The following is a 22,838-nucleotide window of genomic DNA, read 5'->3' as shown; positions in this document are numbered from 1 at the left end:
CAACCTTTGTTATAATGTAGCGGAGTCTATCTAGAGAAAGGTTAATTATATGAATAAGTTTAAACTATCATTTTTTGGCTATAGTGGTCTTTTAGGACTAGCTGTCGGAGTCATTGTAGCTTTATTTATGGGGTTGACGGAGCTTGGAAATCAACTTTTGTGGCAAATTTTGCCCAAAGCAATCGGTGATCCACGCTTTTATCCTCTGATCATCTGTACGATTGGAGGCGTAGCGATTGGCTTTTTTGTGAAAACATTCGGCCGCTACCCCCGAACCTTACAAGAATCATTCACAGAATATGAAGAAACCAACCGGATTGATTATCATGATGGCAAGCTGGTACGAAATTTATTAGGCTCCTTAATTGTACTGTTCTTTGGAGCAAGCTTAGGACCAGAGGCAGCGTTAGTAGCCATTATCGGCGGATTAATAACATATATAGCAGATCGCAGGAAAATTGCTGAGCGTCAGCAAGCCGACATGATTGAGTTTGGTGTGGGAACTTCATTGGGAGTTATCTTTATGACACCACTGTTCGGTGTTGGACGTTCTGTGGAATGGGACGATTGGCAGGTTGTTACGGAAAGTAAACTCAAAAAGTATGTTTTATATATTTTTACTACTTTTACTGGCTTTATTGGCTATCTTCTAACCTATAGTATTTTTCCGAATCAAGAACAAGTCTTTGCAATTCGAAGAATGGAAAGTAGTTTTACTTGGCAAGGGTTATTGTTAATCATTCCGATGATTATTTTAGGCGCGCTTTTCGGGAAATTCTTCTTAGTATCGCAAGAAAGAGGCGAGAAGCTGAATCAACGGATTCGCAATCCATTACCGCTGGCGATCTTTGCTGGAATTCTTTTAGGCGTTTTAGGAACGATTTCGCCATACTTTCTATTTTCTGGTGAGCATACTTTGCTATCCTTTACCCGACAAGCGGAGACGATGAGCTTCTTCATCTTACTGCTGATTGGATTTGGTAAAGTTGCCATAACGATAATCTGTTTGGCCTGTAATTGGCGCGGAGGGACAATCTTTCCAATGATTTTTGCCAGCATTGCGGTCGGATTGGCCTTTGCGAATTTGCTGCCATACTCACCAGGTCTATTAGTTGCTGTGTTTACGGCTAGTGCCTGCGCAGTGATTTTGAAACAGCCTTTTGCAACGGCATGTCTGTTTTTATTGCTGTTTCCAGTAGAATTGTTTTTATGGATCTGGTTGGCAGGGTATCTAGGCAATTTATTTTTACAGCTAGTGCCATTTTTCCGCGAAGAACAAACAATCAATAACTTCAAACTTCCTGAACTGCCGAAGCGCACCAAAAAGTCTTCAGTAAAAACAGAAGAAGAGGGCACTACACGGGATGTTTCTGAATTAAGAAAAGCCGCTAAGCGTAAAAAAGCAGAAAAAGCTGATCTACAGCCACGAGTTACCGAACCTAAGCAAGAAATTTTGACACGTAAAGAAGTTCGTAAACCACGTGAACCAGAAAGTACTGCTGCAAATAAAACAGATAGACCGCCAACTGATGCACCAAGAACTCGTATGAGTCGCCATCAACGTAAATAAACCAAAGGGAAGAAAGTTTAATAAACTTTTTTCCCTTTTTTTATCCAATTTTTTGAAAGCGTTGACCAAAGTTCTGCTGACTGCTACTCTATTTATTAGAAGGCTAGAACTTCAAAACAGAAAGGAACGTGTGACAATGTTAAACGAAGGAAAGATTCGTGCGTATTTGGAAAAAGAAAAACTGGATGCTTTTTTTATTGCCAAAAGGGTGAACGTTCGTTTTACTAGCGGTTGGACAGGAGACGATTCATTCATTTTGCTCACACAAGAAGGACAATACTTTTTAACAGATCCGCGCTATACCGAACAGGCGAATATCGAAGTACCAGATTATGAAATTATCAATTGGCGCCTGCCTGGTCGAACTGTTGGAGATACTGTGGCGCGCTTAGCTAGTGAGAAAAACTTAAAAACGATCGCTTTTGAGGCGGATTATTTAACCTATGATATGTATTCTGATTTCACGTCGAAAACAACAGCCGAATTCGTACAAGCCGGCGGTGTGATTGATCGCATGCGGGCAATTAAATCTCCTCAAGAAATCCAATACATGCGTAATGCGTGTGAAATTTCTTGTCGTGCGTTTAATCGAATTTTGGATGACATTCGCGTTGGGGTTACCGAAAAAGATTTAGCCGCCAGACTTTCTATGTATATGGTACAAGAAGGAGCAGATACACAGCCTTATGGAAATATTTTGATTTCCGGAGCAAATACATCGTTATTACATGGGATTCCATCGAAAAAATCAATTGAATATGGCGACTTTGTCTTAATGGATTTTGGTTGTCAGTATGAAGGCTACATGTCTGATATGACGCGAACAGTTATTGTCGGTAAAGCATCAGACAAACAACGCGAAGTTTACGAGCTGGAAAAACAAAGCTTAGAAGCGTCAGAAGCTGTAATGAAAAATGGTGCCGCGGTGAAAGATATTTATCAAGCATCATTGAAACCGTTAGAAGGTACCGAGTATCCACAATATACCTACCGTAATATCGGCCACAGTATCGGTTTGTTTGTACACGAATTACCATACATTGATGAACAATATGATGACGTATTGGAAACAGGCATGGTGATGACCATTGAACCAGGAATCTACATTCCAGATTGGGGCGGTGTACGAATCGAAGACCAAGTTTTGATCACTGATGACGGCTATGAAAATATGATCAGCATTTCTCATGATTTGATTGAATTATAAGCGTGAGATAGGCTATACTAAGACGACGACGGCAAAAGCTGTCGTCGTTTTTTAACAGTTAGTCACGATGTTTTTTCAATGAAAAGCGATGCTATTAGTGTTGTTGCTGTCAGATTTCGTGGACTAAATCATTTTCTAAAGCTTAAACGATGAACAAGTTGGAGAATTTTCCAATAGAAAAAAGGAGGGAGACCGATGGATGAACGGGAATCTTTTGATTTTGTCTATGATATTAGTGAAACTTTATTAAAGAATGGTGCAGAAATCAAACGGATCGAGACGACTATTCGTCATATTGCGGAAGCATTAGACTTGAAAGAATTTGATAGTTTTGTGTTAATCAATGGTATTTTTATGACGGCGCGGTTGAAAGACCAAACTGTTCAAGCGCGGGTTCGAGATATTCCGATCTCACCAATTAACTTGGGACGTATCGAACAAATTAATACCTTGTCGCGAAGGTTAACTGAAAAACGCTTGAGTCCCGAAGAAGCGAACGAGTGGCTGCAAGAGATTAAGCAGGAAACTTTTGCTTCCAATCCATTGAAAATTTTTGCCTATGCTTTTGGTAGTGCTAGTTTCTGTTTTATTTTTGGTGGAAGCTTGTGGGATACGATCGGCGCTCTCTTTTTAGGTGTGCTGTTAGCCTGCTTTTCTATGTACTTATTACCAAAATTCAATATGTCAGATATTATTTCGACGATTACTTGCAGTGGGTTTGTCAGTATTTTGGCTTGTTTATTTGTTCATTTTTTCCCAGTATTGCAATTGACGAGTCTAGTTACTGGGGGGATTATTTCCCTTTTACCGGGAGTGGCAGTCGTTAATGGGATTCGTTATTTATTTGATGGTGATTATAGCTCTGGTTGGGGACAGATGATCTACGCATTGATCACGGCTCTCTGTGTGTCAGTTGGAGTTGGCTTAGTTTTAAAAGTATTCAGCATCATGTAGTTAAGAATGATTTTCTAAAAATGGTGAGAGGAGTGAAGCCGATGATAAATGGTTTGTTTCAGGTTTTAGCAGGTTTTCTAGGTACCATCTCATTTGCAATTTTGTTCGAAGTACCACGCCGCTACTATGTTCATTGCGGAGTAATCGGTGCATGCGGCTGGTTTATCTATTTATTGATCATGCATTTTTGGGTTGCACCAATAGCAGCGACCTTCATTGCCTCATTGGCTCTGATCTATCTTTCACGAGAAGCCTCGTTTGCTCTAAAAGCACCAGTGACGATTTTTTTGATTTGCGGTATTTTTTGTCTCGTTCCGGGGATGGGGATTTACAATTTTACTTATAATTTCTTCATTGGTGATTCTATTAAAGCAGCTCAGATTGGCGTGCAAGTTTTGAAGATCGCCATCGCGATTGCGGTGGGAATCACCGTAGGATATGAATTATCGCCGAAATTCTTCTATTCTTATCATAAAATGCAAAAGAATAAAAATTCATTCTCATGAATAAACACACTTAACAGTCTTGTTGTATAACAGGATTGTTTTTTATTTTATTATGATAACAAAAAAACAGCCAGATCGTTATAGTAGATGTTATTGAAAATCCCATTTTTTTAATTAAAAAACAATTTAATGAGAGAAAGATAAGGAAGGTAATTAACTGGAGATATAATAGATTTTGGGATAGTTTTTTTAGAATTATTCCAGATAGGCGATGATTTCGAAAAAAAGTTTAAAGAATTGTTTAAATAAGCCAAAAGATATAGTAAACTAGTGGAAGCGGATACGAACAATTAAATTTGAATTTATTCGTCTAAAGACTTGAAATTCAAATGGATTTATGGTTATTTTAAAACTAGTGATAGGTGAATAGTTGCACAATTTTTTTGTTACTAATTCCGAACTGTTGCATAGCAGTGAGTTTCCGCGCAAAGAGATTATTAACAGCTACGTGAAAGCAGAGCTGTTTTTAATAATGCCGACAGGCAAACAATATATCAATAGAAGGAGTGAAACATTTTGAAAGAACGTCGCGTTGAAAGAGTAATTGAAAAAATGAAAGAACAAGGTTATGGCCAACTGTTAGTTTCAGATCCAACAACTATTTTCTATCTAACTGGTCGCTGGATTCATCCTGGTGAACGGTTGTTAGTATTAGTGATTACTCCAGATAACAAAAACACATTGATCGTTAACAAATTATTCCCAATCGAAGAAGACTTGGGCGTGGAAAAAGTATTTATTGATGATACCGACGATGCTGTGAAGAAAGTTCTTGAGTATGTTGATACTGACCAAAAAATTGGTGTAGACAAGAACTGGCCTGCTCATTTCTTATTACACTTGTTAGAACTTGTTCCAAATGCCAAATTAGGTAATGGTTCAGAAGTGACTGATGCGGTTCGTGCTATCAAAGACGAAGAAGAAAAGCAATTGATGCGTGAAGCACAGGCTGATAATGAGATTGCTATTGATCGTTTGAAGAAATTATTGCCTGAAGAATTAACTGAAGCTGAAATGGCAGACAAGCTAGGTCAAATTTACAAAGAGTTAGGCAACACAGGCTTCTCATTTGATCCAATCGTTGGTTATGGCGCAAATGCTGCAGACCCTCACCACGAAACGGATGATTCAAAAGTAAAATCAGGGGATTCTGTCATTCTAGACATTGGCGGCATCAAGAATTCATATGCTTCAGACATGACTCGGACATTCTTCTATAAAGAAGTTTCTGACAAAGGCCGTGAAGTTTATGAAATCGTAAAAGAAGCAGCTCAACGTGCGATTGATTTAGTGAAACCAGGAGTGAAGCTTTCTGATCTTGACGCTGCAGCCCGTGATTATATTACAGAAAAAGGCTATGGCGAATACTTTACTCATCGCCTAGGCCACTTCATCGGAATCGATTGCCACGAAACAGGTGATGTTTCAGGAGCAAACGATAATGTTGCTGAAGTTGGCAATGTCTTCTCAATCGAACCAGGAATCTATATTCCAGGCGAAGTTGGAGTGCGCATCGAAGACTTGGTAATCGTAACAGAAGATGGCTGTGAAAACTTGAATCATTATCCTAAAGACTTAGAAGTAATCGGTTAGGAGGCCGCGCAACGTATGAAAATCGAAGAAGGATATATGCCTTATCTAGGGCATCAAACTTATTACCGGATTGTTGGTGAACAAGCTGGTGATAAGAAACCATTGATTGTCATGCACGGCGGACCCGGATCAACCCATAACTATTTTGAAGTACTTGATGAAATGGCGGTCGATGGCCGCCAGATCATCATGTATGATCAATTAGGTTGCGGGAAGTCTGCGGTACATTCACAGCCGGAACTTTGGACGGCTGAAACATGGGTCAATGAATTGATCGCACTAAGAGAGCATCTGGGTCTGGATGAAGTCCATTTATTAGGACAATCTTGGGGCGGAATGTTAGAGATCATCTATGTTTGTGATTATGCACCAAAAGGCATTAAGAGTATGGTACTTTCAAGTACTTTACCTTCTGCTAAATTATGGGCTCAAGAACAACATCGGATGATTAAATTCATGTCGGAAGAAGACCAAGCGGCAATTGCGAAAGCGGAAGAAACGGGTGTTTATGATGATCCTGCTTATTTAGCAGCGAATGATCGCTTTATGGTACGCCATGCGGCACCGGTATTTACCGAAAAAGATCCTGAACCTTTGTGGCGTAAAAAAGTAGCAGGAACAGAAAGCTATGTAACAGCTTGGGGACCAAACGAATATTCACCAGAAGGAACTTTACATGGGTATGATTACACCGAAAAACTAAAAGATGTAACTATACCGACACTTGTTACTAGCGGCACAAACGATTTGTGTACACCTTTAGTAGCAAAAACCATGTACGACGCGATTCCAGGAGCAAAATGGGAATTGTTTGCTTATAGCAGACATATGCCTTTTGTTGAAGAACGTGAGAAGTATATGAAATTGTTGGAAGATTGGTTATTAGCGAACGATTAATTTTTTTTAGAAGAAAGAAGGAATGATAGTGGAAACAACTCCAGTAAAAACTAAGAAGCCTTTTGGGTTTTACGTCTGTGCACTAGGGTTCTCATTTGAACGGTGTGCGTTTTACACAGTAAAATATATGCTAGCGATTTGGATCGCGGTTAACGTAGGGTCTGGTGGTCTTGGACTATCAACTGCAAAAGCAGCATCAGTTTCAGCCGCATTCGTTGCAATGACGTATATAACTCCAATTGTTGGAGGGTGGTTAGCTGACTATTGGTTAAGTCCACGTTTGTGTGTGGCTGCCGGAATGGTCTTGATGGGAATAGGCTATCTATTCACTTGGCAAGCACACTCTCTTACAATGGTTTGGATTATGATTATTTTAGTATCTATTGGGACTGGCTTATTTAAAGGGAATTTATCCGGTGTTAACGGGCTCCTTTTTGATGATGAAAAAGCATTAAATGAAGCATTTTCTGTTCAGTATTCATTTGTAAATATTGGATCGTTCATTGGAACAACTTTCTTAGTATTGTTGATTAAACCATTCGGCTATAATTTTGTTTTCTTGATTTGTGGTATTTTACTATTGATTGATGCACTTTGGTTCATTTTTAATAGCCGTTCATTAGGTGAAGCTGGTAAAAAACCATTTAAGGTTGACCAACGTAAATTTGAATCTGCTGGTAAAAAAGAAGAAGGTGCTGATACTAAGCTAACTTCTGGAGATAAAAAACGTATTTTGGCGATTATTTTAGTTACGATATTCTCCATTGTTTTTTGGACAGTTTGGTATCTAGCATATATGCCAGCTTACTATTACTTTGGTTATGGTGATGGTGCCGGCTTCTTAGGTCGTGCTAACTGGATGATTGGAAGCTTCCAAATTCCAACATCTTATTTTGACTCAATGAATGCTTTGACTTGTATCGTTTTAGGCCCATTATTGGGACGTTTATGGACTAAGCTGGCTGCTCGTCCTAAAGGCGATATGAGTATGTTTAAGAAAACGGCGCTAGGAATGATTCTAGTTGGTGTTTCTTATGTTGTCATGGTATTTGCTGATATTGTTGGTAATGGAACTACTTCAATTATTTGGTTAGTCATGGTAAGTTTGTTGATGTCTGTCGGTGAAATGATCTTTTCTCCTTTAGGGAATTCATTTATCGCTAAACTAGCGCCAGCTAAAGTGATGGGCTTATTACTGGGTTTATGGCCTATCGCAGTATTCTTTGCGACGATGATTTACCCTAAAATTTATGCAGTTTTAGAAACAAGTGATCCAGCTCGTTTCCAAATGGGTTACGGTATTCTGGCTGCAGTTGTTATTGTGTTAGGTCTAATACTTTGGTTTGGAAGTAAAACACTCGACCGTTTAGAACAAGACGATTAATCAGAAGTTTTTAAGCTCCTGTCTAAAAAAGACAGGAGCTTTTTTGCGTTTATAAACAGCCGAAAGAATTGTAGATGCAAGATGAGAAAGGCTAATGTGAACAGTTATACATATAAATTTCACTTAAGGTAGTAGATTTAATTGATAAATGGAATCTATAGAGTTACGTTTCAACTGATAATGAGTCTCGATTAAATAACGATAGTGAAAGCTAAAGTTGTTTGTGAAATAACTAATCTTCCTATAAAAAACTGTCAGATATTAATTGGATTGACGATTAAACCTGCTGGATAAAAATAGGTTGAAGCTAGTATTTGCAAACGCTTTTTGTGAAGTTGACAAGTTTGATGAAAATTTAATTAGAGAATCCAAAAAAATATACATTTCGTAAAGTTATTTGTCAGAAAATATCAAAATAATCAAGAAACGACCTTTTACATGATGTGTGATTGTGCTATTATTTACATGAACTACGGGTGGCTGATTTGCTCAAGTTCGAACAAACGAAGAAGCGAGGAGGTGAAATAATTTGACACAAATTCTTATACCATTAAAACAACATGTCGGCGCTCCTTGTAAAGGGATCGTAAAGGCGGGTGATCAAGTCCAACGAGGACAATTGATTGCAGAACCAAATGGCTTAGGTGCAAATATCCATGCAAGTTTTTCTGGGAAAGTAGTAGATGTTGATGGTGAAAATATCGTTCTGACAATTGATGAAGAACAAGATTTTTCTAAATATCTACCTATCCCTGATACAGAGTCTAATGCAAAAGCAGTCGAAGCAGCAGGTATTGTCGGTGCTGGAGGAGCTGGTTTTCCAACTTTTTTGAAACTGGCTTGTGATATTCCAGAAGGAACATTTATCGCAAACGGTGCAGAATGTGAAGCATTGCTAGCGCATAACGTGAAACAGATGAGCGAACACATCGATCAATTGATTCGCGGAATGAAGTACTGTATGGAGATGACTAACGCTCCTAAAGGTGTCATTGCTGTGAAAGGCAAGCATCGGTTGTTAGTCGCACGGTTGTTAAAAGCAGTGGACAATGAACCGACGCTTGACGTTTACCAACTGCCGGATATTTATCCAGCAGGAGATGAACGAATGATCGTTCGTGAAGTAATGGACATTGTTTTAGAACCAGGCCAACTTCCAACAGAAGTTGGTGCGGTGATTGATAATGTGGAAACGATTAAACGAATCGCGGAAGCAATTGAAGATCGCAAACCGTTCATTGACAAAGATGTGACCGTATCAGGTCGTGTAAAACAAAAAGAAACTGTATTTGTTGATGTGCCAATCGGGACACCAGTTAAAACATTGATCAACAATGTTGGCGGATATGTCGAACCGCATGGCGAGATCGTAATCGGCGGACCAATGACGGGAAGAAGCGGCGATGAGATGACTCCTATCACTAAAACTAGTGGTGGTGTGTTAGTCGCAATGCCATTCCCTCAAGAAAGTCGTAAAGTCGGTCTTTTGATTTGCGAGTGCGGCGGTTCTGCCGAACGGATGACCGAGATTGCCAACAACATGGGCGCAGAAGTTGTCGCTGCTGAAAGATGCAAGCGAATGGTAGAAGTAAATGGAAGATATAGATGTGCCTTGCCAGGTATTTGTCCAGGTCAAGCTGCAACTGTTATGTCCTTGAAGAAACAAGGCGCAGAAGTAGTAATGACTGGATCGTGTTCCGATTGAACGAACACCGTTATGGGTGTAGCTCCTAGGTTAGGAGTTCCGGTTTATCATCATACAGATCATGTACTGCGGGCAGATGGGCACAGACTATATCGTAAATTACCTACAAACTAATCAAAAATTTTAGGAGGATTTAACGAATGTCTATTACAGCAGAAACTGCTAAAGAACATGCCAAAGACCCTGCAGTGCTATGTTGCCGTGCAGAAGCAGGCAAAGTAATTGCACCAGATGATTTAGAAGATCCAGCGATCTTTCCAGATTTAGAGGATTCAGGTTTATTAGAATTACCTGAAAATACTCTAACTATCGAACAAGTACTTGGCACGACATTGAAAGAAACAACGGATGCGTTGGTTCCATTAACAAAAGAATTACTAGATGGTGTTTCTGAAGGCACTGAAGAAGCAACAGAAGAGGAAGCTCCTGCTGAAGAAGCAGCTCCAGCTCCTGTAGCTCCTATTGCTCCGGTAGCACCAGTTGCGCCAGTCGGCGGACAAACAATCAAAATCCATATTGCTGAAGGACGCGGTATTGATCTAGAAGTACCAATGTCTATTGCAGGTCAAATGGGCGTAGCTCCAGCAGCACCAGCGGCTCCAGTTGAAGCAGCACAAGCACCAGAAGCATCAACGGTTGAAGCAGCGGCTCCTGAAGCTAAAGTAGAAGAAAAAGTAGTTCGTTCAGTTCGTCGTGATCACATGAAGATCGAAAAAGTTATTTTCGGTGACGAAACGAAAATTGAAGGCACTACATTAGTTCTACGTAAAATGGAAGATATGTGTGCGGAAGCAGCAGAACTAGAAGAACTAGTTGAAAGTGTTACTTTTGAAATCATTACACCAGATAAATACAACGAATACAGTGAAACAATCATGGACGTACAACCAATCGCTGCTAAAGTTGATGGCGCAGATATCGGCCATGGCGTTACTCGTGTGTTAGATGGCGTTGTAATGGTTCTTACAGGTACCGACGCAAACGGTGTGCAAATCGGAGAATTCGGTTCATCTGAAGGTGAACTAGACCGTAACATCATGTGGGGACGTCCTGGTGCACCAGATAAAGGCGAAATCTTTATCAAAACACAAGTAACGATTAAAGAAGGCGCGAATATGGAACGTCCTGGACCATTAGCCGCTCATAAAGCATCTGACTACATTACTCAAGAAATTCGCGAAGCAGTTAAAAAAGCAGACGAATCTTTAGTTGTAGAACAAGATGAGATCGTACAAAAACGCCGTATTGGTAACAAACGTGTGATCATCGTCAAGGAGATCATGGGTCAAGGTGCGATGCACGATAACTTGATTATGCCAATCGAACCAGTTGGAACATTAGGTGCAAAACCTAACGTTGACTTGGGTAACTTGCCAGTTGTCTTAGCACCAACTGAAGTATTAGACGGCGGGATCCATGCATTAACATGTATTGGACCAGCATCAAAAGAAACTTCTCGTCACTACTGGAGAGAACCTCTAGTACGTGAAGCGATGGAAGATGAAGAAATCGATTTAGTCGGTATTATGTTTGTTGGTTCTCCGCAAGCTAATACTGAAAAATACTATGTTTCTAAACGTTTAGGTATGACGATCGAAGCAATGGATGTAGATGGCGCGATCGTTACGACCGAAGGATTTGGTAACAACCACATCGACTTTGCTTCACATATTGAAGAAATCGGCAAACGCGGCATTAAAGTTGTCGGCGACTCTTATTCAGCTGTGCAAGGTGCGTTAGTTGTCGGAAACCCTGAAATGATTGCAATGGTTGACAACAACAAATCAATGCAAGGTATCGAAAATGAAATCTTGTCTAATAACACACTATGTAAAGAAGACGCAATTCGTGATTTAGCAATGTTGAAAACATTGATGGGCGGCGGTACGATCAAAACTGCTGAACGTAAATGGAATCCAAATGTGAAAGCAAACAACATTGAAATCATTGAAAAAACTACAGGTAAGAAAATTGACCTAGTAGATAATGAGCAAGTCTTACCTAAGAGTAAAAAACGCCAAGAAATTTACGAAGTAGAATAAGGTGAAGTAATGGATGGAATGAACAAACTCAAATATATTTCGACGGAACAGATGTTTGAAGGGATTATCGTTGAACTTCATGATGCCAGCGTAACGATTGACTTGAAAGGTCGTTTGGGCCAGCTTAAAATACCCCGTCGAATGATCATTTCTGAGTATAATTTAGAAATCGGTCAAGAAGTTGGGTTTTTAATGACCTATCCAGAAGTTTTGGCCGAAGAGCCGGATGAACATTATAAGACTGCTATTTATGAGCATGAACGTCGTCGGGCCGAGGCCAGAAAAAAACGTGAAGAAGCAAGAGAGGAGAATTAACACATGGGCTTAACAGTCTTTGAAGGGTTACAGTCAGAAATTTTTGTGCCGATTACGCCAAAATCTGTCTTTACCCCTGTTAAAAAAGAGCTTAAAGAAATGCGTGTGGCATTAGCAACTGCAGCCGGCGTACATTTGAAAACAGATAAACGATTCAACTTAGCGGGAGATACTTCTTTCCGTGAAGTACCAGATACTTCAGCAACAGATGATTTGATGGTTTCTCATGGAGGATACGATAATGCCGATGCGAATCGCGACATTAACGCAATGTTCCCATTAGACCGTCTGCACGAATTAGCAGCGGAAGGATTCATCAAAGAATCTGCCCCTGTACACTACGCATTTATGGGTGGTGGCGGAGACCAAGACGCATTCCACGATGTGACTGGACCTGCTATTGCTCAAAAATTAGTAGAAGAAGAAGTTGACGCAGTCATCTTAACCGCTGGCTGAGGAACCTGTCATAGAACTGCCGTGATCGTGCAGAGAGCTATTGAGGAAGCAGGGATTCCTACTATTTTAATCGCCGCATTACCACCAGTTGTACGCCAAAACGGTACTCCACGTGCTGTTGCACCGCGCGTACCAATGGGTGCCAATGCTGGTGAACCACATAACATTGAAATGCAAACAGGTATCATGAAAGATACTTTGGAAGCATTAGTAACAATCGAAACGCCAGGGAAAATTGTTCCATTACCTTATGAATACATTGCCCACGTCTAAATCAAGAGGCTGATTTAATAAGTGCTCAGCGTCGAGAAATAAGACGAAAATTCCTAAAACTGTTTATCAAGTTTTTGTGAATTTTTGACTTATTTCTGAAGGCGCTACTTATTAATCGCCGTTTACTTTGAAAGCAGGTGTGAATGATGCGAGGCGAAACTTTAAAGATCAAAGTTTTTCATATGGAAGAAGTTACTACAGGTAACGACTTTCGTATCGAACCAACGCGCTTACAAATCAAGCAAGACTTTGACTGCAAGGACGCCGATATTCAGAAGCTGACGATTCGATTACTCCCACCACATCAACATGAAGTTGAAACCAATACCATCATGGATATCATTCCGATTTCTACGAAGGTGTTGGGTGTGTTGGGTACAGGGATCACGCATACACTTACTGGAGTTTCTGTCGTTATGACAGGTGCTATTGAAGAAGGAGAACAAATGCATGAATTTGGCTCTTCTGAGGGTGTTTTGCGTGATCATTTAGTATTGAATCGAGCAGGGACACCTAACGCTGATGACTACATTATTTTAGTAGATCTCCTAGCGAAAAAGGGGACTCCTTTTAATCGTGAGCTCTGTCTCAAAATGTTTGCGATCGTGGATGAATTTATCCAAGAAATTCGCGAACGAATGAAGATGTTGGAAGGTAAAGATGCTTGCGAAGCTCATGTCTTTGAAGAAAATATCAACCCCGGAAAACCTAAAGTCGCTTTAGTCAAACAAGTGGCTGGTCAAGGAGCGATGTATGATATGCTGCTCTATCCTAATGAACCAAGTGGTTTCAAAGGTGGATGTTCGATCATCGATATGAACAATATGCCAGTCTTTTTATCAGCAAATGAGTATCGCGATGGAGCGATTCGTTCCATGGTTTAACTGAATAACGGATAGGTGGTGGCGTTATGGGAATTGGCCCATCGACAAAAGAAACATCACTGCATCACTTTCAAGATCCCCTCGTCGAACTTTTAGGCAAGGACCCCGATATCGACTTTCAAGGAGTCGTGGTCGTGGGGACACCGCAGAGTAACGCAATGAAATACCTAGTTGGGCAGCGTACCGCTGCGTGGTTGGAAGGAATGCGCACAAATGGTGTGATTGCTGCAACTGACGGCTGGGGAAATTCAGATGTGGACTTTGCGAATACCTTAGAGGAAATCGGTCGTCGAGATATCAGCGTGATTGGACTCAAGTTCATTGGTACACAAGCGAAGTTTGTGGTTGAAAATGACTTTACCACGCACGTACTGGATTTTAACAAATCAGAAGCGGGTATCGAAACGGAAGTAGTCGGCGAAAATACGATTAATCAGCGGGATGCAGTAAAAGCGCTTGCGTCAATCAAATTAAAAATGCGAAAAGATAATCAACAGGTACGTTAGAGTAATTGTTGATGAATGAATCACCAGAGTCCTATTTTAACTAAATAGGAAACGAAGGTGTCAGTGCTGCTTTTCGCAGAATCATTGAAATAGTGAACAAAAAAATATCGAACGCCGTTTGGCAGAATCATATACGACGTGAGAATCAGGCGATTTTTTTAACGGAAAAAATCATTCATTACTTTGAACAAGGAGGATAATCATGAAAGTATCAAAAATGATCTCAGCGATCGACACTCATACAGCAGGTGAAGCTGCACGTTTAATCATCGGTGGAATTCCAAAATTCCCAGGTGAAACAATGGCTGATAAGAGAGCCTATTTAGAAACAGAAGCAGATGACTTGCGTAGAATGTTGATGCTTGAACCACGTGGGCACCGTGATATGTTTGGCGCTTTTATCACTGAACCAGTTCACAAAGAAGCTGACTATGGAATCATCTTTATGGATTCAGGCGGCTATTTGAACATGTGCGGGCACAACACAATTGCGGCGATGACGTCAGCAGTTGAACAAGGCTGGGTAGAAGTAAAAGAAGGCGACCGTGAAGTAAAAGTTGTTCAAGATACACCAGCAGGAATCGTTCGCGGAACAGTACATTTAGATGAAGACTACTCAGCAGAGTCAGTATCATTTGAAAACGTGGAATCATTCCTTTATAAAGAAAATGTAAAAGTCAATGTTCCTGAAATTGGTGAATTGGCAATGGATATTTCTTTCGGCGGAAGCTTCTTTGCGATCTTGCCGGCAGCATCTGTTGGATTGGAAATCAAACCAGAAAATGCTTCGAAATTTAACGATCTGGGTATGATCATTCGTGATGCAGTGAATGAACAAATTGAAATTCAACACCCAACATTGGAACACATCAAGACAGTTGACCTTGTTGAATTTTATGGACCGGCGACAAGTCCAGATGCGACTTATCAAAACGTCGTTGTGTTTGGCGATGGACAAGTTGACCGTTCACCTTGTGGAACTGGTACAAGCGCAAAACTTGCAACACTATATGGTAAAGGCGAGATGAAGGTCGGCGATACATTTGTGTATGAAAGTATTTTGTGTACGAAGTTTAAAGGCGAAATTGTAGAAGAGGCTGAAGTTGGAGGATATAAAGCAATTATTCCTCGTGTAACAGGTTCGGCTTATGTCACTGGATACAACTCATTCTTAGTTGATCCGAAAGATTCCTTGAAGGATGGTTTCCTTCTGGGATAAAAATGGAGGAGGGGTAATATGGTAACACTATTATTAGCGATTTATGTTGGTTTGATTTTATTACACACAGGAAATATGGGCCGCGACTTAGTCAAAAACAAAGATGATTTGGGACATGGAAATTGGTTTGTCTCAGGAATTATCGGCTTTATTACAGACTTCTTAGATACGTTAGGAATCGGGAGTTTCGCACCCACTACTTTGCTTTTAGACCTTACAAAGCAATTAAGCTCTGACCGTTTATTGCCAGGAACATTGAATGTTGGTCATGGTATTCCGGTATTGGTTGAAGCGTTTATCTTCACTCAGGTAGTGGATGTTTCTCCAGTAACTTTATTCGCTCTAGTTGGGTCTGCGACAATCGGTGCATTTATCGGTTCAAAATTTGTAACTGGATTACCAGAAAAGAAAGTTCAACTTTGGATGGGCTGGGCATTGATTATCACGGCTGTATTGATGTTTGCGAAACAACGAGGCTGGATCGATATTTTAGGTGCTGATAATACAGCAACAGCGTTGACAGGAATCAAATTGGTCATCGGTGTTGTGATCAACTTCTTCTTAGGAGCATTGATGACGATCGGTGTTGGTTTGTATGCGCCATGTATGGCAATGGTTTACATGTTGGGTCTAAGCCCGCTAGTTGCTTTCCCAGTAATGATGGGATCATGTGCTGGTTTGATGCCTGTTGCGAGTTTGAACTTTGTTAAAACAGGTGATTACGCACGTAAGGTTAGTTTAGCGATCACAGTTGGTGGGATTGTCGGAGTAATTATCGCTGCGAAATTCGTAACTGGCTTAGATTTAGAAATTCTAACTTATATTATTATTGTTGTAATCATTTACACAGGTGTTACCTATATTCGTAAGAGTATGAAACCTGCTGCTGCAAAAGCATAAAAATGATTCTGAACTACTTGCTTATTTTGGTGGTTCTACCGAAAAAGTAAAGTAACAAAATAAGACAGTCCGATCAAGAGAATTTTTCTCCTGATCGGGCTGTTTTTTTCTGTAAATTGTCCATCTAGTGGATGAATCAGTGAAAGCTCTTGCGGTCCAGCGTTACTCTAGGTAGTTCGGATATTTAGATCAGTTCACCAAGTACTTTGCCACGTTAGTTTCAGTGTGGCAGACGTTGTGCATCACGGTGATAATAATGAAAATTATCAAAAAAGATTAACTTAACAGTATCTGTTGATTGTTATCAACAGATACTGTTTTTTACATAATTAAAATTGTGAATAAGCGGTGAAAATAACAGAATAATGAGCGCAATATGGGTGATAAGAGGCATTTGTTAAAAAAAAACCGGTGATATACTTATATCATGGGCTTCTTCTTAATTATTTTTAGTGTATTTGATGATAAATAAGAAGAAATAAAGCTTTTTTTAATAGAAATAGGGAGGAGAATTTATGAGTAAAAAGAAAAGGGTAGCAACATCAATCTTAACAATCATAATGATATTAGGGTCTTTTATACCTAATTTCAGTATGGTTACGGCCGAAGCGGCGGCGAGTAATAATCCGACAGTCGGCCCAGGAGGAGGTGGGGGACTATTTAATGCACAGATTAACCCATCAGATGATAATAATATTGTTATGAATACGGATATGTCGGGAAGCTTTTCATCTATTGATGGGGGTGAAAGCTTTGTTCAGCGAAATCTATTAGGGAGTACTAAGTATTCTTTTAATCCGCATGATGAAAACATTGTTTATGCGTATCATGAACACATCTACATTTCTCATGATAAAGGACAGAGTTATGAACGACTTTATCCGCCGGAGAGTAATATCAAAGGTTTGGCCTCAGGACTTCAGGAGGGTGTTGCAGTTCTCCTTAATGATGCCAATCAAGCGCCAACGAATCGAGTGATGGGACTGACTGTAGATCCAAAAGATAAAAATACACTGTATTATATCGCTAAAGGTGGTTATGAAGGTAATCGTGGGAAAACGATGAAGGCAACGATTCAGAAATCAGTCGATGGCGGAAAAAGCTGGAAGACTGTTGTTGAATTTCCAGAAGGAAAATTTACCCATCATCGCTATTCAATCAATAGTTTTGAAAAATATATGAAGTTGTATATTGATCCAGACTCCTCAGAAACTGAGCGTGAAATAACTGTTATGACGAGTGATGGAATTTACAAAGTTGTTGATGATGGATCAGGGAAGATTGAAACTCTTACTGACAAGACTTCGAGAACGTGTGATTGGTATTATGATGAAAAAACGAAGACAACTACCTACTATATAATAGAAACAGATGTGACCTTTACTCCAAAAGGTGAAGAAGAGTATACGTACAAAGAATTGCTTCGATCAACCGATTGCAAAAATTGGGAAAGCATTTCAAAAAATTATAAAGACTCGAATCTTGGTAACGATCGAAAATTAGCTGGAGTAGCGGTTAATGGTGATAAAATTTATCTAAGTGTTTATACATCTACGGGACCACACCAAACTTTAGGGGTTGCAGTTGCAGTTTCTGATGATGGTGGAGAGACATGGGATGCGAGTCTTAAAGGTTGGGATACTGGAAATATTACTGGACACAACTGGACTGAGTTAATGGGAAGTACAAGTCCGACCTTGGCATGGAACGGTGTGAAGACAGGGTTGACCGTATCGAAGACCAATCCAGATATAGCTGTCAGCACGAACCATGGGAATGCATACATCACCAAGGATGGCGGGAAAACATGGACAGATACAAATAGTAACTTTGATGTCGATACTGAATATGGCGCAACGAAAGGGATTGATCAGATTACCAGCTGGGATGTAGATGTTGATCCGTTTGATTCGAACCATATGTTTATGAGTTATTCAGACGTTGGATTATTTGAATCAAAAGATGGTGGTAATAACTGGAAACGATCACAGAAGAACGGCATACCTGAGCAGACCTATTATTCCAATTCATGTTATGCGTTTACTTTTGATCCTGATATTGAAGGATTATGTTTTGCTGGGTTTACCGGTATCCATGATATGAATATTGGATCTTATGTTGGTCGTGTAATTCAGCTAGCCAATGCCAGTCAAGAAAATGCGAACCGGCCATTTGAATCGTTTTCTGGTGGAGTTGCCCGTTCGACAAATGGAGGAGCCAGCTGGAATGTTAGTGGAACATTAGGCGAACGACCTATTCGTGATAACGATGGGACCAGCGGGTTGCCGGACCGAGCTGTCGTCACAGATATTGTCGTCGATCCTTATAGTCCCAAAGAAGCAGATAAACGTGTGGTCTATGCCTCATGTATGGGTTATGGTGTTTACAAATCAATCGATGGTGGTCAGACTTGGAGAAAATTCATTGATGGAATGGGTGATGCTAAGCAGCAAACACCATGGCGTTTAACTTGGACACCTGATTATTCACGTCTGTATGTTACTTTTGCGCCAACTGGCGGAGCAGCACCAGACGGAACTTATGAACAAAAATTGGGATTAATGGATTATCATCCAGATGATGGACCAGTTTATTATTTAGAACGTGATGCAAAAGAGTGGAAAAAAATAGCTTCAATGCCAACTGAAGGAATGCAACCAAACCGAAAAGGCCATGACTATGTGGCAGTGTTTAATGGACTTTCTGTTGATTCTCAAGGAAATATTTATGGTGCGGGTCGTGCAGCATCGGTAAATGGTGATCCTGGTAAAAGAGATTATGGTGGCGGCTGGGTTTCACAAGATGATGGAAAGACTTGGAAGATGATTTATCCATCAACGGCCAATGTTTATGATTTGCGAGTGGATAGTCGTAATGACAATGTATTGTATCTTTGTAACACAGTTGGTGGAGAAGTGTATGTTTCATATAAAGGAGTGAATACTGGCTTTGATGATTGGATAAAACTTGATGAATTCCAACATATGGTTCCGACACGGGTAATGGAAGACACGCGGGACCCGTCGCAAATGTATGCAACAACGTTTGGTGGTGGAATCTGGCATCTAAGTTTGCCCAAGCCAGTTCAGACCGAAACACATAAGCTGACTTATGATGGCAATGGAAGTACTGACGGAGTAGCACCAGTAGAGGCTTCACCTTATGATAAGAAGAGCAAGGTGAAACTGAAGGATGCAGGTACTCTTAAAAAGACGGGTGAAGACTTCGTTGGTTGGAACACTGAAAAAGATGGCAGCGGAACGATGTATCAGCCAGAGGACAAGATGCTGCTGGTTCGTGATACTGTTTTGTATGCACAATGGCGAGATAGTAATAAGAAGTACACGTTGACCTATGATGGCAATGGAAATACAAAAGGAACCGTTCCATCAGACGATAAAGCACCATATGCATTAAACAGTAAAGTGACCGTTTTAGAGCAAGGTGATTTAGCAAAAGATGATCAGATTTTCAATGGCTGGAATACAAAAGCAGATGGTAGTGGAACTGCCTACAAAGTGGGGGAAGACTTCAAGATTATTGATGATACCGTTTTGTATGCGCAATGGGAAAAAGGTCTCAAGTTAACCTATGATGGTAATGGTCATGATGAGGGTGAAGCTCCGGTTGATGAGGAAGGGCCTTATTTAAAGAATACGAGAGTGCCTGTAAAAGGTGCAAATGATATGGCCAAACCAGGATACGTCTTTGCTGGATGGTGTACTAAATCAGACTATACAGGAGCAGTTTATAAAGAAGGCGAGACTATTGACATCACTGAAGATACTACATTGTATGCTTATTGGGTAGAGGCCCTTACAGTTACTTACGATGGTAATGGAAATGATGATGGAACAGCGCCAATTGATGAAAATTCGCCTTATGGAATTAATGATCAGATGACACCATTAGGCTACGGGGATTTATATAAAGAAGGATATGTATTCAACGATTGGAATACTGAGCCAGATGGAAGTGGCAAGACCTATAGTTCTCGAAATAAATATGGGATGAAAGAGAGTCTAGTTCTGTATGCTCAATGGAAAAAGGTTGTTCCTAATGGTAAGGACGTAACAGTTCTATACAGGAAGAATGCAGATGAACAAGGCTCAGCGCCTGTGGATGAAAATTCGCCATATAAGCACGGTGATACTGCGATTGTAATGAGTAATGGAGATATGGCAAAAGATGGTTACGCTTTTGTTGGCTGGACAAACAAAGCTGAATCTGGCGGAAAAGTATATACTGTTGGCCAAAAAATTACTTTGACAGCGGGTATGATTTTCTATCCGGTTTGGGAAGAAGATGGCAGCTCAGGTGGGGACCCAGAAGGTGAGCCACGCACAATTACCTATGATGGAAATGGCAATACGGGTGGGGCAGCTCCTGTTGATCCAAAATCTCCATATAATGAAAATAGCAGCGTGACTGTTCTAACAGCAGGGAAGTTAGAGAAAGCAGGCTACACATTCGAAGGTTGGAATACACAGGCTGACGGAAAAGGAACTGCTTATAAGGCGGGTGTATCGTTCAAAATCAAGGAAGATACGGTCCTTTATGCGCAGTGGAAAGAAATGCCAATCGAAAATACTGAATGTACGATTGTCTATCGTAATACTAATGCTACTGGAGGAGCAATTCCAGTTGATGATAAGTCGCCTTATTTGAAAAATAGCATTGTAGAAATAATGGATCAGAATACTTTGGTACGAGATGGCTATAAATTTATAGGTTGGACAAACAGAAATGAAATTGGTGGCAGAATCTATAAACCGGGTGAGCAAATCACAATTAAGGGAAGTATGATTATGTGGCCAGCATGGGAAGTTGATGGCACAGAAGAATTTACTGTTGACTTCAACACTCAAGGCGGTAGTTCTGTTGTCAGTCAAACAATTAAAAAAGATGAAAAAGCAAGCAAACCAGCAACCGATCCAACAAAAGCAGGTTATGACTTTACTGGCTGGTATAAGGATAAAGATTGTAAAGAAGCATTCGACTTCGATAAAGAAGTGATCACGGAAGCCACGACAATTTATGCAGGTTGGAAGGCAAAAGAGAAGTTCGCCGTAACGTTTGAAACGGATGGCGGTTCAACGATCGCGAAACAAACAGTAGAAGATGGAGCGAAAGCAAGTAAACCAGCCAATCCAACAAAAGCGGGGTACGACTTTACTGGTTGGTATAAGGATAAAGATTGTAAGGAAGCATTCGATTTTGACACCGAAGTCATCACAGAAGCGACGACAATTTATGCAGGTTGGAAAGCCAAAGAGAAATTTGACGTAACGTTCGAAACGGACGGCGGTTCAACGATCGCAAAACAAACTGTAGAAGATGGAAGTAAAGCCACAAAACCATCTGATCCGACAAAAGCGGGGTACGACTTTACTGGCTGGTATAAGGATAAAGCTTGTAAAGAAGCATTCGACTTCGATAAAGAAGTCATCACGGAAGCGACGACAATCTACGCAGGTTGGAAAGCAAAAGAGAAATTCGATGTAACGTTTGAAACGGATGGTGGTTCAGCTGTTGCGAAACAAACAGTAGAAGATGGAGCGAAAGCAAGTAAACCATCTAATCCAACAAAAGCGGGTTATGATTTCACCGGTTGGTATAAGGATAAGGATTGTAAAGAAGCATTCGACTTCGATAAAGAAGTAATTACGAAGGCAACGACAATTTACGCAGGTTGGAAAGCGAAAGAGAAATTTGATGTAACGTTTGAAACGGACGGCGGTTCAGCTGTTTCAAAACAAACAGTAGAAGATGGAAGTAAAGCAAGTAAACCATCTAATCCAACGAAAGCAGGTCATGACTTCACTGGTTGGTATAAGGATGCAGGCTGCACAGAAGTGTTTGACTTTGATAAAGAAGTGATCACGGAAGCGACGACAATTTATGCAGGATGGAAAGCAAAAGAAAAATTCGCCGTAACGTTTGAAACCGATGGTGGTTCATCAGTTGCGAAACAAACAGTAGAAGATGGAAGCAAAGCAAGTAAGCCATCTAATCCAACAAAAGCAGGCTACGACTTTACTGGTTGGTACAAGGATAAAGATTGTAAAGAAGCATTCGACTTTGACACTGAGGTCATTACGAAAGCGACGACAATCTACGCAGGCTGGAAAGCGAAAGAAAAATTCGCCGTAACGTTTGAAACGGATGGCGGTTCAACGGTGCCGAAACAGACTATAGAAGATGGAGCGAAAGCCACAAAACCATCTGATCCAACAAAATCTGGTTACGACTTTACTGGTTGGTATAAAGATAAAGCTTGTAAAGAAGCATTCGACTTCGATAAAGAAGTGATCACGGAGGTAACGACAATCTATGCAGGTTGGAAAGCCAAAGAGAAATTCGATGTAACGTTTGAAACCGATGGTGGTTCAGCTGTTGCGAAACAAACAGTAGAAGATGGAAGTAA

17 protein-coding genes are annotated in these 22,838 nt (G+C 40.4%); all 17 read left to right on the top strand.

Annotated features, from left to right (window positions below; all coding sequences use genetic code 11):
- Window positions 1-49: 49 nt before the first annotated feature.
- Window positions 50-1,570: a chloride channel protein gene (locus FFR60_RS21550; protein WP_137665759.1), complete on the top strand. Its 1,521-nt coding sequence runs from the start codon at window positions 50-52 to the stop codon at window positions 1,568-1,570.
- Window positions 1,571-1,706: 136 nt separating this feature from the next.
- Entirely contained in the window at window positions 1,707-2,777 is a 1,071-nt protein-coding gene (locus FFR60_RS21545; protein ID WP_137665758.1) for a M24 family metallopeptidase, read from the top strand.
- A gap of 195 nt (window positions 2,778-2,972) precedes the next feature.
- A complete protein-coding gene (locus FFR60_RS21540; RefSeq protein WP_088935603.1) occupies window positions 2,973-3,731 on the top strand; it encodes a threonine/serine exporter family protein in 759 nt (252 codons plus the stop codon).
- A gap of 20 nt (window positions 3,732-3,751) precedes the next feature.
- Window positions 3,752-4,237, top strand: a complete 486-nt coding sequence (locus FFR60_RS21535) for a threonine/serine exporter family protein (protein WP_088935602.1) — start codon at window positions 3,752-3,754, stop codon at window positions 4,235-4,237.
- Window positions 4,238-4,753: 516 nt separating this feature from the next.
- Entirely contained in the window at window positions 4,754-5,830 is a 1,077-nt protein-coding gene (locus FFR60_RS21530; protein ID WP_137665757.1) for a M24 family metallopeptidase, read from the top strand.
- 15 nt (window positions 5,831-5,845) lie between these two features.
- Window positions 5,846-6,727 carry a proline iminopeptidase gene (pepI, locus tag FFR60_RS21525; protein ID WP_137665756.1) on the top strand — a complete coding sequence of 294 codons (882 nt, stop codon included), beginning with the start codon at window positions 5,846-5,848 and terminating at the stop codon, window positions 6,725-6,727.
- 28 nt (window positions 6,728-6,755) lie between these two features.
- Window positions 6,756-8,111: a peptide MFS transporter gene (locus FFR60_RS21520; RefSeq protein WP_088935599.1), complete on the top strand. Its 1,356-nt coding sequence runs from the start codon at window positions 6,756-6,758 to the stop codon at window positions 8,109-8,111.
- Between the two features lie 529 nt (window positions 8,112-8,640).
- Window positions 8,641-9,930 (top strand): proline reductase-associated electron transfer protein PrdC, encoded by a 1,290-nt coding sequence (gene prdC, locus FFR60_RS21515; protein ID WP_171005002.1) that lies wholly within the window; start codon window positions 8,641-8,643, stop codon window positions 9,928-9,930.
- 26 nt (window positions 9,931-9,956) lie between these two features.
- Window positions 9,957-11,858 carry a D-proline reductase (dithiol) proprotein PrdA gene (gene prdA / locus FFR60_RS21510; RefSeq protein ID WP_137665755.1) on the top strand — a complete coding sequence of 634 codons (1,902 nt, stop codon included), beginning with the start codon at window positions 9,957-9,959 and terminating at the stop codon, window positions 11,856-11,858.
- Window positions 11,859-11,867: 9 nt separating this feature from the next.
- Entirely contained in the window at window positions 11,868-12,173 is a 306-nt protein-coding gene (locus tag FFR60_RS21505; RefSeq protein WP_010741587.1) for a CBO2463/CBO2479 domain-containing protein, read from the top strand.
- Window positions 12,174-12,176: 3 nt separating this feature from the next.
- Window positions 12,177-12,629: a glycine/sarcosine/betaine reductase selenoprotein B family protein gene (locus tag FFR60_RS23260; RefSeq protein ID WP_206920116.1), complete on the top strand. Its 453-nt coding sequence runs from the start codon at window positions 12,177-12,179 to the stop codon at window positions 12,627-12,629.
- A gap of 27 nt (window positions 12,630-12,656) precedes the next feature.
- Window positions 12,657-12,902, top strand: a complete 246-nt coding sequence (locus tag FFR60_RS23255; RefSeq protein WP_206920117.1) for a hypothetical protein — start codon at window positions 12,657-12,659, stop codon at window positions 12,900-12,902.
- Window positions 12,903-13,048: 146 nt separating this feature from the next.
- Entirely contained in the window at window positions 13,049-13,786 is a 738-nt protein-coding gene (prdD, locus tag FFR60_RS21495) for a proline reductase cluster protein PrdD (RefSeq protein WP_137665773.1), read from the top strand.
- A 26-nt stretch (window positions 13,787-13,812) separates the two neighbouring features.
- Complete coding sequence (locus FFR60_RS21490) at window positions 13,813-14,292, top strand: glycine/sarcosine/betaine reductase component B subunit (protein ID WP_088935594.1); 480 nt, start codon at window positions 13,813-13,815, stop codon at window positions 14,290-14,292.
- 202 nt (window positions 14,293-14,494) lie between these two features.
- Entirely contained in the window at window positions 14,495-15,511 is a 1,017-nt protein-coding gene (locus tag FFR60_RS21485; protein ID WP_088935593.1) for a proline racemase family protein, read from the top strand.
- A gap of 18 nt (window positions 15,512-15,529) precedes the next feature.
- A complete protein-coding gene (locus FFR60_RS21480; protein ID WP_137665754.1) occupies window positions 15,530-16,411 on the top strand; it encodes a sulfite exporter TauE/SafE family protein in 882 nt (293 codons plus the stop codon).
- A 515-nt stretch (window positions 16,412-16,926) separates the two neighbouring features.
- Window positions 16,927-22,838: InlB B-repeat-containing protein (locus FFR60_RS21475; RefSeq protein ID WP_171005001.1), on the top strand; the 5,912-nt coding region annotated here is incomplete at its 3' end.

Source organism: Enterococcus hulanensis (assembly GCF_005405485.1).
Classification (GTDB): domain Bacteria; phylum Bacillota; class Bacilli; order Lactobacillales; family Enterococcaceae; genus Enterococcus_A; species Enterococcus_A hulanensis.
The sequence above is the reverse complement of the archived record's forward strand: the minus strand, read 5'-3'. Positions and strand labels throughout refer to the sequence as shown.

Bases quoted from the DNA above. Each gene is read 5' to 3' on its own strand.
- FFR60_RS21485 (WP_088935593.1), top strand. From the start codon at position 14,495: ATGAAAGTATCAAAAATGATCTCAGCGATCGACACTCATACAGCAGGT.
- pepI (WP_137665756.1), top strand. From the start codon at position 5,846: ATGAAAATCGAAGAAGGATATATGCCTTATCTAGGGCATCAAACTTAT.
- FFR60_RS21535 (WP_088935602.1), top strand. From the start codon at position 3,752: ATGGTGAGAGGAGTGAAGCCGATGATAAATGGTTTGTTTCAGGTTTTA.
- prdD (WP_137665773.1), top strand. From the start codon at position 13,049: ATGCGAGGCGAAACTTTAAAGATCAAAGTTTTTCATATGGAAGAAGTT.
- prdA (WP_137665755.1), top strand. From the start codon at position 9,957: ATGTCTATTACAGCAGAAACTGCTAAAGAACATGCCAAAGACCCTGCA.
- FFR60_RS21540 (WP_088935603.1), top strand. From the start codon at position 2,973: ATGGATGAACGGGAATCTTTTGATTTTGTCTATGATATTAGTGAAACT.
- FFR60_RS21545 (WP_137665758.1), top strand. From the start codon at position 1,707: ATGTTAAACGAAGGAAAGATTCGTGCGTATTTGGAAAAAGAAAAACTG.
- FFR60_RS21480 (WP_137665754.1), top strand. From the start codon at position 15,530: ATGGTAACACTATTATTAGCGATTTATGTTGGTTTGATTTTATTACAC.
- FFR60_RS21550 (WP_137665759.1), top strand. From the start codon at position 50: ATGAATAAGTTTAAACTATCATTTTTTGGCTATAGTGGTCTTTTAGGA.
- FFR60_RS21505 (WP_010741587.1), top strand. From the start codon at position 11,868: ATGGATGGAATGAACAAACTCAAATATATTTCGACGGAACAGATGTTT.
- FFR60_RS21490 (WP_088935594.1), top strand. From the start codon at position 13,813: ATGGGAATTGGCCCATCGACAAAAGAAACATCACTGCATCACTTTCAA.
- FFR60_RS23260 (WP_206920116.1), top strand. From the start codon at position 12,177: ATGGGCTTAACAGTCTTTGAAGGGTTACAGTCAGAAATTTTTGTGCCG.